This is a genomic window from Shewanella decolorationis S12, assembly GCF_000485795.1.
In the GTDB taxonomy this organism is placed as follows: domain Bacteria; phylum Pseudomonadota; class Gammaproteobacteria; order Enterobacterales; family Shewanellaceae; genus Shewanella; species Shewanella decolorationis.
In genome coordinates, this window is the sequence record NZ_AXZL01000048.1 from 1 (window position 1) to 13,956 (window position 13,956).

At 50.3% G+C, this 13,956-nt stretch carries 12 protein-coding genes, 1 tRNA gene and 3 pseudogenes; 5 read left to right on the forward strand and 11 right to left on the reverse strand.

Going from position 1 to position 13,956, the window contains the following annotated elements; all coding sequences use genetic code 11:
- Both SHD_RS21530 and SHD_RS21535 read right to left on the reverse strand, forming a co-directional pair.
- A pseudogene (locus SHD_RS21530) lies at window positions 1-108 on the reverse strand (transposase); the annotation flags it as partial.
- Between the two features lie 157 nt (window positions 109-265).
- A pseudogene (locus SHD_RS21535) lies at window positions 266-364 on the reverse strand (transposase); the annotation flags it as partial.
- Window positions 365-570: 206 nt separating this feature from the next.
- Here SHD_RS21535 and SHD_RS03525 point away from each other — a divergent pair.
- Together SHD_RS03525 and SHD_RS03530 are read left to right on the forward strand one after the other, a co-directional pair.
- Window positions 571-1,212: a DUF3157 family protein gene (locus tag SHD_RS03525; RefSeq protein ID WP_023265875.1), complete on the forward strand. Its 642-nt coding sequence runs from the start codon at window positions 571-573 to the stop codon at window positions 1,210-1,212.
- Window positions 1,213-1,348: 136 nt separating this feature from the next.
- Window positions 1,349-2,338 carry a DUF481 domain-containing protein gene (locus SHD_RS03530; RefSeq protein WP_039977408.1) on the forward strand — a complete coding sequence of 330 codons (990 nt, stop codon included), beginning with the start codon at window positions 1,349-1,351 and terminating at the stop codon, window positions 2,336-2,338.
- Window positions 2,339-2,340: 2 nt separating this feature from the next.
- Here the strand turns inward: SHD_RS03530 and SHD_RS03535 are convergent, their stop codons facing one another.
- A complete protein-coding gene (locus SHD_RS03535) occupies window positions 2,341-2,904 on the reverse strand; it encodes an MliC family protein (protein WP_412084512.1) in 564 nt (187 codons plus the stop codon).
- A gap of 434 nt (window positions 2,905-3,338) precedes the next feature.
- Between SHD_RS03535 and SHD_RS03540 the strand changes: the two genes are divergently transcribed.
- Together SHD_RS03540 and SHD_RS03545 are read left to right on the forward strand one after the other, a co-directional pair.
- Window positions 3,339-3,953 (forward strand): hypothetical protein, encoded by a 615-nt coding sequence (locus SHD_RS03540; protein ID WP_023265878.1) that lies wholly within the window; start codon window positions 3,339-3,341, stop codon window positions 3,951-3,953.
- 116 nt (window positions 3,954-4,069) lie between these two features.
- A complete protein-coding gene (locus SHD_RS03545; RefSeq protein WP_023265879.1) occupies window positions 4,070-5,413 on the forward strand; it encodes a M48 family metallopeptidase in 1,344 nt (447 codons plus the stop codon).
- Window positions 5,414-5,478: 65 nt separating this feature from the next.
- Here SHD_RS03545 and yedF read toward each other — a convergent pair whose 3' ends face one another.
- The 3 genes from yedF to fdhD form a co-directional block, all read right to left on the reverse strand.
- Window positions 5,479-5,712 carry a sulfurtransferase-like selenium metabolism protein YedF gene (gene yedF, locus SHD_RS03550; protein WP_011070517.1) on the reverse strand — a complete coding sequence of 78 codons (234 nt, stop codon included), beginning with the start codon at window positions 5,710-5,712 and terminating at the stop codon, window positions 5,479-5,481.
- Entirely contained in the window at window positions 5,712-6,926 is a 1,215-nt protein-coding gene (gene yedE, locus SHD_RS03555) for a selenium metabolism membrane protein YedE/FdhT (protein WP_023265880.1), read from the reverse strand. The genes yedF and yedE overlap by 1 nt, the downstream gene beginning before the upstream one ends.
- Before the next feature lie 125 nt (window positions 6,927-7,051).
- The gene (gene fdhD, locus SHD_RS03560) at window positions 7,052-7,888 is read right to left on the reverse strand and encodes a formate dehydrogenase accessory sulfurtransferase FdhD (RefSeq protein ID WP_023265881.1); all 837 of its coding nucleotides are present in this window, start codon (window positions 7,886-7,888) and stop codon (window positions 7,052-7,054) included.
- A gap of 141 nt (window positions 7,889-8,029) precedes the next feature.
- Here fdhD and SHD_RS21780 point away from each other — a divergent pair.
- Window positions 8,030-8,124: transfer RNA gene (locus SHD_RS21780), tRNA-Sec, on the forward strand.
- 69 nt (window positions 8,125-8,193) lie between these two features.
- On the opposite strand, the pseudogene selB reads toward SHD_RS21780, so the two are convergent.
- The 5 genes and pseudogenes from selB to fdxH form a co-directional block, all read right to left on the reverse strand.
- Window positions 8,194-10,017: pseudogene (selB, locus tag SHD_RS22420) on the reverse strand (selenocysteine-specific translation elongation factor); the annotation flags it as partial.
- On the reverse strand, window positions 10,014-11,435 hold the full coding sequence (gene selA / locus SHD_RS03570) for an L-seryl-tRNA(Sec) selenium transferase (protein WP_039977414.1): 1,422 nt from the start codon (window positions 11,433-11,435) through the stop codon (window positions 10,014-10,016). The gene selA and the pseudogene selB, both read right to left, overlap by 4 nt.
- Window positions 11,436-11,492: 57 nt before the next feature.
- Window positions 11,493-12,401, reverse strand: coding sequence for a formate dehydrogenase accessory protein FdhE (gene fdhE, locus SHD_RS03575; RefSeq protein WP_023265884.1), 909 nt, complete (start codon window positions 12,399-12,401; stop codon window positions 11,493-11,495).
- Entirely contained in the window at window positions 12,402-13,043 is a 642-nt protein-coding gene (locus SHD_RS03580; protein ID WP_023265885.1) for a formate dehydrogenase subunit gamma, read from the reverse strand.
- Window positions 13,040-13,954 carry a formate dehydrogenase subunit beta gene (gene fdxH, locus SHD_RS03585; protein WP_023265886.1) on the reverse strand — a complete coding sequence of 305 codons (915 nt, stop codon included), beginning with the start codon at window positions 13,952-13,954 and terminating at the stop codon, window positions 13,040-13,042. The genes SHD_RS03580 and fdxH overlap by 4 nt, the downstream gene beginning before the upstream one ends.
- Between the last annotated feature and the right edge of the window lie 2 nt (window positions 13,955-13,956).

Genomic DNA, 13,956 nt, shown 5'->3' on the forward strand with positions numbered 1-13,956 from the left:
CGAAAAGGCATCATCACCACATAAAAATGCCCGCCGCACCACGCGGCTACAGCAATGATAATAGGGCGTGTCTTCAAGACTTATCTGAGTTCTGCGAGGGCGCGGCATACAAACCTCCTTGTTCAATGCTTAACCAAAGCATAGTCGGAGGTTAACTACCGCGCTATTAAAGCTGGGTGTCCAAGTTTAGTTACTTAACCAAAGCATAGTCGGAGGTTAACTACCACGCTATTAAGGTTGGGTGTCCAAGTTTAGTTCTAGTTCAGTCATCACCACATAAAAATGCCCGCCGCACCACGCGGCTACAGCAATGATAATAGGGAGTGTCTTCAAGACTTATCTGAGTTCTGCGAGGGCGCGGCATACAAACCTCCTTGTTCAATGCTTAACCAAAGCATAGTAGGAGGTTTACTTCCGCGCTATTAAGGCTGGGTGTCCAAGTTTAGTTAAGTTAAATCCAGACTAACTCCACTTTATTCACCAAAACACGACTTAGACAGTGACGACTATGCTGCAAATTGTTTATGTTAGGGCAAATTATTGACTCGACTGATATCGGAGCCAGAAACCATGCCCAATTCATTTCGCCTCAGCGCGCTCAGCTCATTATTGCTACTATCTTCATCTGTGATGGCCGCCGATGTGGCAACTATCACCCTAGAGAATGGCGCTCAGGTCAGACTCAAGGATGACTTTACTTGGGAATATATCATCACAGAGACCAAAGTCGCGGCAGCGCCAGCGATTGCCACTGTTACAGCCCCAACTACCGAGGTGACATCAACCCCAGCGGCAACAGCCGTAGCCAGCAATACGCCCGCGGTTGCAACTGCTGCGCCAGTCACCACGCTAACTGCCAATGCCATTGCGCGCCCAGAACTCTTGGGATCAACCGCCAAAGATGGCATTAAGGTCACCTTCAGCGAGAGCCAATGGAAAAAGGATAAACTCGGCCTAACTTTCGAGCTTGCTAGTACCAGCGGTGAGCATGTGACCTTAGTAGAGGTAGAAGCTAGCTTCTTTGCCGACGATGGCACCTTGCTCAAAACCGAAAAACTCGAAGTCTGGGAAGCCATTTTCCGTATGCCGGAAACCTACCTACGTAAAGGCGAGCAACGTAAGAGCCCTGTGATTTGGGTTGAAGGTGTCGATAAAAACCGTTGGCAGAAACAACTGATTAATCTCAAAATCACCGAAATCAATTCTCGTTGATCACTTACTTAAGAGAAGAAATTGGGCGGTAATGCCCAATTTCTGTTGTCGCTATTTATTGATCTTGCCTTACTGACCGCTATATAAGCTAGAATGCCCAAATCTTCGACACTGTTTATTTTAGAGCCAGTCATCAATGCCTAATCGCCACTCACTGTTATCTATGGCCACGTTTCTGGCAATCATAAGCTGGCCAAGTGTTGCAGATACCGTCTTATTAAAAAATGGCGATAAAATTACTGGTGAAATTAAAAAATTCGACGAAGAGCATTTAGTCATTAAGCCCAGCTATTCTCCTAAAATATCCATAGAGCGAAGCGCGATTAAAAGCTTTGAAACCGATCAAAAGCAGCATTGGAGCATTAATCGCACGCTGAAGGATGTGAGCATACAGTCTTCCGAACTTGATGGTTTTGTGTTGGTTAACAATCAACAAACACCTATTAGCGAGTTGGTTTTTTCAGACCGAAAAAGTGACTCAGAGTGGCGCTATAGTGGCAGTGTTGAAGCTGCAATTGATGTCACCAGCAACACTAAAAATACCCAAAAACTCCATGCTAAAAGTGATATTACCGCCGAAACCTTACAATGGCGTCATAACCTTAAAAGTGAAGTGCGCTACGAAACTGAAGAGAAAACCACTAAACGCAATACGCTTGAGGCTCACTACAGCCTTGACTACCTTATCAGTGAGCATTGGTTATTGCGGCAAGAGGATTATTTTCAAGAAGATAGGCGCGATTTTCCGATAAGTAATTATTACGCCGCACTCGGTCCAGGTTATCGATTTTGGGGTATAGGGCGAGATAAACTAGACTTTGTTGTTACGTACAACCATTTTTGGTTGGAGACCCAAATTTTTACTTATCAACTCAACGCTTGGGCAGCCACACTTAACTACAAGCAATATTGGTTCGATGGCGTATTGGAGACCTATGCCGATCTCCAAATTGCCTTTCCTGATACGCCAACCATTGATTATATTTCTGACGCAACGCTAGGGCTTAAGTATCTGCTAACACAACAGATTTATCTCTCATTTAAATATGATATCAATCAGACTAAATCTGCTGCGCAGCATTCTCGGGATATTTCCTACAACCTAGGCTTAGGCGTTAACTTCTAAATTTACTGAGGTTTTACCACGCAGGTCATTTCTGGCGCTTCGTATCCCCAAACAATTTTAGCTTCGCCATGGTGTTCCCATAGGCTTTCGTTGCGCCCCTGATACTTAGCGCCGCTGCCACTTGGCTGAACAAACATCAAGGAGGTTTGATCGCCACGTTCGGCTATCAGAGTAGCTGGCTCAGTCTTAAAGTAACTCACCACGACTTCATTCGTAGGATTGCCATCGCAGGCATAAAATACCGGCCCAGTCATTTCCACCAAACGATATTGCGCCTGTAGCTCGGCAATCCGCGTCTGGTAACTCGACTCGATACAGGCACGTTTATCTTCACTCTTCCAACATTCATTGCGACCTTTGACCCAGCCCCGCTGCATGGCTTTTAATACTGGAGGTTGTTCATTTTTGGCTTTATCAGTGGCCTTGGCATACACCTCAGCCAATTTTTGGTCGAGTTTAGTTAAGCCTTCATCCTGACACACCATCTCTTCGATACTGCCCGCTTCAACCTTGCCACAGTCAAAGGAAGGCTTTTCTGCGGCCATAGCAGACATACTCAAGGCCATGGCTAACAGCCCTACTATTCCTGCGTTTTGCGTATTGATAATCTTAGTTAACGTCATACTTTTATTCCCTTATATCAACGACCAATCACTATTCATTGCCATAGCTAACGCCATACCAGCTTCACCTAAGCTGACTTAAGCAAAATACGCTTACCGAACAGGCAAAAATCAGCACTAATGCACAAATACCACTCAATGCCAGCTCTACATGCTAACGGCTTTTCACAAACTCGAGTAAGTGTAGTGCAGCCTTGTGGGTTATCCCAAAAGTGTCCACTGAATCGGACACTTTTAAACTGAACACGCGGACACATTCAGGCCGACTAGGCGGACACCATTTTTATCGCAATGATAAATAAGGAATATTTTATTGGCACGGACTCTGCTTATACCGGAGTGTTAATCACAAACTCTCATTCATACAAGGAAGCATTATGAACACTCGCACTAAAGTATTCGGCGGTTTATTGATCCTCGCACTTATCCCCTGTGGAATTTGGGCTGCACAGCAGGTAAGTACTCAGTCATCTAGCGACACCAACATCTCGATCAATAGCCGTAACTATCCTGACTTTTCGTGGATTTATGTACGCCAAGGTGGCGAGCTCACGATTGGCGCGGGAGAGAGCCAAGATTGGAATAAACTCAAACGCCAAGGCAATGCATATCAAACCGACTATCTGTGGGTCAAAACCGCCGGAAACAGCTATGTGATTACCGATCCGGCCCTTGTAAATCAAGTGAAAGAGGCAGTGCGTCCAATGCAACTGCAAGGCGAAAAAATGCAGCGACTGGGTGAACAAATGCAGGTTAAGGGTGATGCCATCAGTGCCGAAACCAGCAAACTCTTAATCAATCTCACCTCAAATGAAAAAGATACTGAGGTTAACACTCAAATCGAAAGTCTAGGCACGTCGATGGAAGTGATGGGTAAAGAGATGGAACAACTCGGCGAAGAACACCAAGCATTAGTCGATGTGGCCGAGAAGCAGGTTTACGAGCTGGCGCAAAACGCGATAAAAAATGGCACCGCCGTATTGGCACCTTAAGCCATTTTTAGCACTTAAAGGTAAATTATCGGTTATTCCAGTTATAGAGATTGAATTTCCTAGTGAAATTGACTATTTTCACGCCGCTTTGTTATTTCACTAGGAAAAGGATCAACATGGAACAAGCGATTAGCACAGGGAACGACAACCCCATTCAAATGGCCGATACCGTCTATTCGAAAGAAAAGTCACTGTTTGCAATTTTAGCGATTATTTCAGGGCTAATTTGGGCCGTGCTGATCTTAGCCACCAAAGGTCTCGCCCTGATTTATGTGCTGATGTTTTTTATCATTTACCTCTTTACCCACTCGGCGTTTATCAGCTACCTAAAGGGCACGGCGGTTGAAATCAGCCCTGAGCAGTTCCCCGATTTACACAAACAATACCTCGCCTGCTGCGAGCGTTTAGAGATTAAAGAACCGCCCCGCGCCTACCTGTTAGCCGCCGATGGCATGCTAAATGCCCTCGCCACCCGCTTTTTACGCCGTAATTACATAGTGCTGTTCTCATCGATTGTGGATGCACTCGAGTCCGATAAAGATGCCCTTAACTTCTATATCGGCCATGAGCTTGGCCATATTCGCCGTAACCATATTGGTAAAGAGCCGCTGTTAGTGTTCGCCACTTGGCTGCCGTTAGTGGGCGCAGCCTATGCTCGCGCCTGTGAATACACCTGCGACTTACACGGCTTGCGTTGCTGCAATAGCTTACGCTCGGCCACCAATGCGGTTGCGGTACTCGCCGCTGGGGTTGAGCAGTGGAAACGGATGAATGTGGATCAATATATTCGCCAAACCCAAGAGTCGAGCGAATTTTGGATGTCCTTCCATGAGCTCAATAGCAGCTATCCATGGCTGACTAAACGCATGGCAAGAGTGCAAGCAACCGCACAGGGCAAAGTGTATGCAGCGCCTTCTCGCAGCGTATTCGCCTACCTCTTTAGCCTGTTTATGCCACGTATGGGCACCGCGGGCGGCGGGATTATCATCCTTGCGGCCATTATCGGTGTGGCCGCTGCGGTCGCGATTCCCGCATATAAGAAATACCAAGAGAAAGCGGGCGCAGCCAGCATTAACTATGATGATGCCAACTACGCTACCAGTACTCCGCAAATGGAGACTGAGCCCGCTAACGTGCCCGATGCCGCACTGGCTATCGAACATATCGACCAGTTACATCAATCATTAGCGCCGATTACTGGGGTGCTGACTCAATACTACCAAAGCCATAAAGCTTGGCCGACTGAGTTAGAGCCGCTAGGTTTTAGCGATGAGCAGCTAACCACCTTTAACCTTTATTCCGAGGGGATTGTTGGTTTTGTTGCCGGCGAAGCCTTAGGAGATTATCAAGGTTATGAGGTGTATCTGTCGCCCCAAGTTGACGAGCAAGATAATGTCACTTGGGTATGTAGCAGTAACGGTATTCCCGACGAATATTTACCTGCCGATTGCCAAGGCTAAGATCAAAAAGCGCTGCCAATGCAGCGCTTTTTATTTGCCTTAATGGCCCTATTCGAATAACTCAATTAACGCTGGATCAGATACCTAATCGTTGGCCCATTTTGCTCAATTTCTAGCACTTTATAGCCATGATTCTTGGCATCGAGTGGAATGTTATTGATTGACTGTGGGCAGTCACTGATCACTTCTAATATCTCCCCTGGCTTCAATGTCGGCATAGCCTCAAGGGTTGCCACTGCGGGATAAGGGCAAGGCTCGCCCACCATATCGAGTTGATAATCTGGAATATATTGACTCATTACGCCGCCTCCGCGATCAGTTGTTCATCCCGCTTCGCCTTACGGGCAAAGAAACGTTTTTCCCACAGCAACATGGCCGCAAACGACAGCGCCAGCAGCAGATAGGTCAGCAATAAACCGCCCTTATCGCCAAAGCTTGAGAGCAAGTTAACCTTGTCCCAACTTGTGGCTAATGGCTGGGCTAAATCATCCCAGTAATAGGCCAGCAGGGTTGACCCCAGCACGTTGCCTAAACCAACCCACCAGAAATGCACTTGGCCTTCGACGGCGCGATACATCCAACCCGTCTCACAACCACCCGCCAGCACAATGCCAAATCCAAACAGCAGGCCACCAATCACCGCATTCGGGCCAGCCCACATGATTTTCGGCGGCACACCTAATTGCACATAGCTATAAATCCCGATGGCACTCACCGCCATACCGAGAATAATCGCCTTAGCCATATGGGTACGCCCGGTGATCCACATATCACGAAATGCCGAGGTAAAGCAGATTTGCGCCCGCTCAATCAACAGACCAAAACCCACACCGCAGAGCATGGCGATACCCAGTTTAGGCGCATTGAACATCGTCAATAATCCCCAGCCGATAATGGCTGCGAACACTAACATACCGATACGAAAACGTCGTCTGGCTTGGTTTTCATCCTGTTTAACCGAAGTCGCCTTATCGACTTTCTTCAATTTCACCGGAATGCGAAACATGGGCAGCAGGGTAAAACGCGCACCAAAGTAAGAGCCCGCCGCCGTCGCCAAAGCAAAAAACCACGCATGTAAGGAAAACTGCGGAATCCCAGTGAAGAAGGCCGCTAAGTTACAACCCATCGCTAAACGCGCCCCAAAGCCAGCAATAATGCCGCCAATTAACGCCTGAGCGATGCGGATACGGCTCTGTGGCATACGCAGTTTAACGTTATTGGCCCACAGCGCCGCCGCAATACAACCACCAAACATGCCGATGATCATCATGCCGTCGATACGGTCTAAGGGAGAACCCTGTAAACCAATCACCTTGAAATAACCCCAAGTTTCAGGGTTCGCGCCTATAAGTTGCAATAAGTGCCCACCCCAGCGAGTAAATTCCCCCGTGACAGCCCAAAAAGTGCCAGTTAAACCAAAATAGTAAGTAGAAAGGATACCGGCGGCGATAACCGCAGGCATAGGAGCCCAAAAACGGACTAAATATTGTTGTTTAAATTGTTGCCATGTCATGTCATTACCCTAATGAACGAGACTATAAAAAATAAGCGCGGAGCTTATACCTGTTGCCACACAAGCAAGGCACAATTCCTTAAAAAATAAGGCGCTAAAGAATCTTAATTGTGTGGCGACACGCTTTAGATAGCTTTTGCTAAACAGGCACGATTCTGCCCCAATAGCCGATAGCCGTGGGTGTAGAGCGTAGCTCTGCCATTACGACAAAAACCGATAAGCGTGATGTTGCTTTTCTCTGCTAATTCCAACGCCAGTGAGGTCACGGCGGACATAGCAAACAGAATTTGGATATTGGCACTGGCGGCCTTTTGCACCATTTCGAAACTGGCGCGACTGGTGAGCAACACGGCGACAGGTCGCTCTGCCTTACGCATTGAAAATCCACCGATTAATTTATCCAGTGCGATGTGCCGACCTATGTCCTCAAAGGCGGCGATGATTTGTCCTTCCGCATCTAAGCCCATGGCAGCGTGGGTCGCCCCAGTAAGCTTAAAGTGATGCTGATTTTCCTTAAGTTGCCCAAGCGCGACTTGAAGATGATCGATATTAAATCTGGCGTCCGAGTCTACGCGGATAACGGGCTTAACCGCCTCTTCTAGCTGCGCAACACCACAGAGTCCGCAACCCGTGCGCCCTGCCATATTACGCCGCTGCTGCTTGAGTTCCATAAAGCATCTTTGGGTGATCTCTACCTGAATGAGCACGCCTTCGGGGGTGAACTCCAGATCCACACCTTTGATTTCATTCACATGGGAAACAATTCGCTCCGACAAGGTAAAGCCAATCGCGAACTCTTCGAGATTTTCTGGGCTGGCGAGCATCACAGTGTGGGCGATGCCGTTATACACCAGCGCCACTCGCACCTCGTTAGCCACATAATCGGTTAACTCGGAAGCCTGTCCCTGTTCTAAAAGGGTCACCTTTCTTTCAGTAACCACGGCGTGTGAATGATATTCCATAGCGACCCTCTAAAATCATAAATTCAAATAAAAACAATTGGTTTGCCAATAATGTTCGACTCAAGTCACAAAGTGGCTAACTAAATACGAATGCACTTGATTCAGGTTTATGCATTTTCTACTATCGGTTTGTCTTCTATTGGAAGAACGTCGTCTCCGGTGAGGCGTCCGGACTTCAAATCCGGGTAGGGCTGCCAGCAGTCCTGGGTAGGTTCGACTCCTATGTTCTTCCGCCAATTATCATGGGAATAAAATAGTTCCCCATCCCGGATCTCCCGACTGTTACTGCGATACTTCCTACGGGTAAAACCACTGCGGTCAAAAAACTCCAACAGCTGAATACTGACCTTGCGGCCTAGGCCAATCAGATCCTTAAACTCTGCGGTTTCGAGCTTGCCGTGGGTTTCCACATGCTCACGCACCAGATTGGCGTAATGACACAACTGCTCGCTCAGCAGATATCTGTCCTTCACTACGGCGGTAATAAAGCCCTGTTGCACTAGTTGAAAACACAGCAATCTGAGTTTGGCGGGCTCGAGTTCCAGATATTCCCCCATCTCAGTCACCCACACAGGCGAGGTTTGCAGCGCCAACCAAGGGGCCAAGCGTTGCCAGCATTGCTGCGCCTCACTATCGAGGACAATCCTGTGATCCGCCAACTGTAGTAAGGCGCCGCGCAGCACCATCTGTCCGTCTTGGCAGAGGCTATCGAGCACCTTATTGGCAAGCTCGCTAGGCAATACACTGTGGCTCATGCGTTGTAGGCGATTACGCCCCAGCCCTAATTGGTCGGGGTGCTGTTGGTGATATTCACGTAGCAGATCGATAAATTGCTGTTTTTCTTGCTCAAGTAACTGGGTCGATAGCCCATAGGCTCCGAGGCGAGTCAGCCCCGCCTGCGCCAGCATGGCAGCCAGCCCTTCATCGGTTAGCTGCCAGCGCCAACGGATTTCATCGATACCGAGCGCTTCGCTCTGACCGAGTAACGCCAGCACATTCACTGGGTTGGAGAACTGAGCCAGCTGTTGCAACTTACTGACACGCTCCGGCGTGCGCTTCTTACGATTAGGAACTTTTAATGCCAGCACCCGCCCCGCGCCCAGCGTTTGCTTGCCGCCAATATGCCTGAGCACTATCGGGTCGTCTTGGCATAACAGCAGTGGCTTATCGAGCACAATTTCGGCCAGATAACGCCCCTGCTCATCGGCCTCATCCAGAAGCGATACTCGCCCTAAAGTGTGGTCGGCTCCGTGGTGACAATGCACATTTTGCCAATGGGTTAAGGGTTCAAAACTGCGAATTTGCACTACGGGTCTGGCGCACAACTCAGCTTGAGGCAGACTGCTTAACCAGTCGCCGCGGGCGGGCGCCCTATGGTTATCAACACCCGTAAGATTTAAGGCGACCCGAGTGCCACTCAAGGCCCTGTGGACTTCCATCCCTTGGCAGTGAATGCCGCGCACCCGTAATTTCGCATTTTGCCCAGAGCTGTAGAGGCTATCGCCAATACACACACTGCCGCTAATCACAGTGCCCGTGACCACACAGCCGGCACCTTTAACGCTAAAGGCGCGATCGAGCGTCATCCTAAAGCTGCTGGCATCTTCCGCTTGGGTCGATTGCTGCTCGGCAATATCCAAAATATGTTGTTTAAGGGTTTCTACTCCTGCATCGCCTGCATCATTCGCGCAAACCTCAAATACGCCACTGGCCTCGATACCGTATTCGGCAAGCAGCGCCATCCCCTCTTGAGTCAACTTGGCGGCGGTTTGGTCATCGACCAGATCCCGCTTGGTCAGCACTAAGGTCAAACTGTTTAGCGGTAAAAGCGCGAGGATTTGCAGATGCTCGCGGGTTTGTGGCATCACGCCATCGTCACAGGCCAACACCAGCAGCGCGTGGCGCACATGGCTCACACCCACCAGCATGTTATTGATAAATTTTTCATGGCCGGGCACATCGATAAAGGCTAAGCGAGTGCCATCTCGCAGTGGCATAAAGGCGTAGCCGAGATCGATAGTCATGCCACGGCGTTTTTCTTCGGGGAGCCTGTCGGTGTTCATACCCGTTAAGGCACGGATCAACGTGCTCTTGCCGTGGTCGACATGGCCCGCGGTGACCATAATCATAGCTGCACACCCAAGGTGCTGAGTTCGGCTAACAATTCGGCCTCATCATCGATACCGCGCAGATCGAGGCGAAGTTGATCCTGAGCCATTCGGCCAATCACAGGGCGCTGCGCCTGCTTAAAATGCTGCTCGAGCAGCGTTAGACTGCCACCCTCTTGCGCGTTAAAGCACAGGGCGATTGAGGGCAAAAAGGTATCGGGCTGTGAGCCGCTACCGACTTGAGTTTGGCACTCCACTAATTCGATGCCATAGCTCGGGGCAAACAGTGGCGCTAAGGCACGCTGCAGGCGCTCACCGATTTGACGCAACTCTGCTTGGCTGCGGGCAAATTTCGCCATAATCGGCAGTTCCCGATCCAAGGTTTCGGGATTGAGATAGTGGATCAGCGTCGCCTCGAGCGCCGCGAGAATCAGCTTGTCGCAGCGCAATGCACGCTTGAGCGGATGACTTTGAAGCTTATTAATTAACGCCTGTTTACCGACAATCAAACCCGATTGCGGGCCGCCGAGGAGTTTATCGCCGGAGAAGCTAACCAAATCGACCCCATCCGCCAGCATGGCTTGGGGAGTCGGCTCTTGTTTCAGGCCAAAACGGCGTAAGTCGGTGAGTGAACCACTGCCAAGATCCGAAATGAGTGATATGCCACGCTCACGGCATAACTGACCCAGCCTAGCCTCCTCCACTGCGGCGGTAAAGCCACTGATATGATAGTTGCTGGTATGCACCTTCATGATAGCTGCGGTATTTTCGGTTATCGCCTGCTCATAGTCCTTAAGGTGAGTACGGTTAGTACTGCCGACCTCCACTAAGGTGCAGCCCGCTTGGCGCATAATGTCTGGAATGCGAAAGGCGCCGCCGATTTCCACCAGCTCACCGCGGGAGACAATCACTTCTTTGCCCGCCGCGACCGCCGACAACATCAGCAGCACAGCGGCGGCGTTGTTATTCACCACACAGCAGGCTTCAGCGCCTGTTAGGCGCTGGATTAATCCACTAATGGCATTATCTCGATGGCCGCGCTCACCGGCGGCTAATTCAAATTCCAGCGGAGTGGGATAACGCATCACAGAGGTCACCGCCCGAATGGCCGCCTCAGACTGCTGGGCGCGGCCAAGATTGGTATGCAGTATGGTTCCCGTGAGGTTCCACACGGGTTTTAGACTATGGCTATAGTCCTTAGACAATTGATCAACCAAATATCCGTTCAATAACGCCGGGTTAGCACACCAAGCGGGCAAGCGCCGCTCTTGGGCAATCAGCTCACGCGCCGTGCGTAACTGACTATCCAACGCCGCTTTTACTGCCGCTTTACCATAGCGTTGCAGCAAAGGGGCTAACGCCGCATCGGCGAGCAAACTGTCCATCGACGGCAGCGCACGGTACAGGGCTTGGGGTGTATCGGGTACTTGGGTCATCATTTGTATCATCTTGATAAATATAAGGGGAAGAGCTCAGTGAGCCCTTCCCGACTTTGGTTATTGCTCAGTTTCGTGGGCCAGCAGCAATGGATTGACCGTGGTCGCCCCAAAGCCCTTGGCATTTAGCTCACTGTCGAGCATCAGGGTCGCTAAGTCGTCGGCCGCAACATCCATCAGCGGTGACTTTTCGACGAACAGCATCTTGGTGTAACCATGGCATTCGTCGCAGCTCTCGATGCGCACCTGCGCCTTGGCATCATCGAATGACCAGAGTGTCGTCCCTTTATCCTGACCACAGCTAGTGCAATGGGCGCGAATGTAATGCCATTCGCTCTCACACAAACTGCAATGCAGATAACGCAGACCCGCTCTCGGCTGGTCGACGATCACGCTCGCCACGGGATGACACCCGCAAATCGGGCAGAGGTTCTGCTGCACGACTTTGCGTTGATCGATCCGTTTAATCACCATAGGTGCCCAATGGGACCAGTAGACCCCCATCGCCGCCCAGATAAACAAACTGAAGCGCGCGGGCACTTCGCTCATATGGCCCTGACGCAATGCACTGCCCCAGGAGGTGAGTTGTTCTGGGGATTGCTGCATCAACAAACGCAGCACTCGCGCCATATCCTCATCCACCTGCGGCAGCAGATCGCTTAACAGTTGTTGTAGCAGTCCTTGCCAATAGCTATCTGCCTCTGAACCCAAGTGGGAAAGCGGAATCGCTTCATCTTTCCCCCAAGCGAGAAGCTGACCGAAGTCAGCCTCCGCCGCCAATCTGGCCTGAATCGCAACCACACGGCGGCATAGCTCAAAGTAGTCGGCCAGCGGCGAGTCCTTAGCCAACGACAGCAAACGCTGCGCCCGTCTGTGATAAACAGCTTTAGGGTCCACCGCCTTTATGGGTTTAAGCTCCAGCGGCGATTCGCTGCCGGGGACCATAGGTATCTCGGCTGTATGACTCATTTAATGTTTCTCCACGTCCGAATGTTCATCCAACATCAGCGGATGATGTTTACGGCACCAAGCCTTAGAGACTTTGCCGTAAAGCATGCCTGTGATAGAACCTTCCACCCAGGTCGCCATCCAAAAGTGCACCATCACAAACATCAGCATGATCAAGGCGCTAATGGCATGCAGCACGATCGCCCAACCCACTACAGTGGCCGAGAAGTAAGGCGCAAAGTAGGGTTGCCACATGATGAATCCCGTCACGGTTAAGGTGATAGACGTCAGCACGAAGGCACGGAACAGCACTTTTTGACCAGGGTTGTAATGGCCGATAGGCGGGATTTTTTCCTCGTTCTCGAACATCACGTCCTTGATGGCAAGCATCCAAGCCAGATCGTGTTTTTCCCATTTGTTGTGGTGGTAATAACGCACCAACATCAACATCAGCGGTAAACACATCATCAGGCCGGCAATTGGGTGAATAAACTTCGCCAATTGCGGCGTGCCCGCTATCGCGCCCAACCATTGGAAGGAGGGATAGAAGAAGGAAAAGCCCGTCAGAAACGTGACTAGCCCCACGGCCACAATGAACCAATGACAGATGCGGTCGAACAGTTTGTGACGCACTAACATTTCTTGCTTGTTATGCTTGCTCATTTCTTGGCCTCCTCTTCCGCTTGCGCCTTGTCCTCTGGCGGCTGATAGCCGGGTTGGTCCTCTTCCACTATGTTGCGACCGACGGTGATCTTATGCAGGCAGGCCACAGCCGCCGTGGCAAGAAGTCCGACAGTACCTAGTGGTTTCACCCAGTCCTGCCACAGGGTGACAGATAATGGGATTTGCGGATCCTTTGGCATTTCGTAGGTTTCAGGCTGAGTGACATCGTGCAATATCATCAGCATGCCTGTGCCACCTACGCCCTCAGGGTTGTAGAGTCCCGCCTTGGCAAAACCACGTTCTTTCAGCTCGTTAACACGCTTTTCGGCGGAGAACAGCATGTCTTCGCGCGTACCAAAACGCAGCGCACCTGTGGTACAGGACTTAACGCAGGAAGGCTCAAGCCCAACAGCCAAGCGGTCAGAGCACATAGTGCACTTGTAGGCTTTGTTGTCGACGGCGCTGATCTTCGGGATATCGAATGGACAGGCACTGGCACAATAACCACAGCCAATACATTTGTCCGAATCGAAATCCACAGTGCCATTGGCATGTTGAACAATCGCGCCAGAGGTAGAACAGGCCTTTAAGCAGGCGGGATCCGCACAGTGCATACAAGCACTGTGGGTAAACTGCCAACGTAATTTGCCTTGGTCTTCGATCTCGTTGTACTTCATCAGGGTCCAGCACTCTGGGGACAGAGATGCTGGGTTTTGATAAGTCCCTTGGAACGAACCCACCTCTTCACGCAGGTCATTCCATTCGGAACAAGCGACCTGACAGGCTTTACAACCATTACACTTAGTCGCGTCAAACAGCTTCGCAATTTGCTTCACGCCACCGACTCTCGCCTGTGCAGGAGGAGTCGCTTGCGAAGTGCCGGAACGTTGAATGATATCTTGAGTCGCCATTA

Bases quoted from the DNA above. Each gene is read 5' to 3' on its own strand.
- yedF (WP_011070517.1), bottom strand. From the start codon at position 5,712: ATGAGTCAATATATTCCAGATTATCAACTCGATATGGTGGGCGAGCCT.
- SHD_RS03535 (WP_412084512.1), bottom strand. From the start codon at position 2,904: ATGGCCTTGAGTATGTCTGCTATGGCCGCAGAAAAGCCTTCCTTTGAC.
- fdhD (WP_023265881.1), bottom strand. From the start codon at position 7,888: ATGGAATATCATTCACACGCCGTGGTTACTGAAAGAAAGGTGACCCTT.
- SHD_RS03545 (WP_023265879.1), top strand. From the start codon at position 4,070: ATGGAACAAGCGATTAGCACAGGGAACGACAACCCCATTCAAATGGCC.
- SHD_RS03580 (WP_023265885.1), bottom strand. From the start codon at position 13,043: ATGAGCAAGCATAACAAGCAAGAAATGTTAGTGCGTCACAAACTGTTC.
- SHD_RS03525 (WP_023265875.1), top strand. From the start codon at position 571: ATGCCCAATTCATTTCGCCTCAGCGCGCTCAGCTCATTATTGCTACTA.
- SHD_RS03540 (WP_023265878.1), top strand. From the start codon at position 3,339: ATGAACACTCGCACTAAAGTATTCGGCGGTTTATTGATCCTCGCACTT.
- fdxH (WP_023265886.1), bottom strand. From the start codon at position 13,954: ATGGCGACTCAAGATATCATTCAACGTTCCGGCACTTCGCAAGCGACT.
- fdhE (WP_023265884.1), bottom strand. From the start codon at position 12,401: ATGAGTCATACAGCCGAGATACCTATGGTCCCCGGCAGCGAATCGCCG.
- yedE (WP_023265880.1), bottom strand. From the start codon at position 6,926: ATGACATGGCAACAATTTAAACAACAATATTTAGTCCGTTTTTGGGCT.
- SHD_RS03530 (WP_039977408.1), top strand. From the start codon at position 1,349: ATGCCTAATCGCCACTCACTGTTATCTATGGCCACGTTTCTGGCAATC.
- selA (WP_039977414.1), bottom strand. From the start codon at position 11,435: ATGATGACCCAAGTACCCGATACACCCCAAGCCCTGTACCGTGCGCTG.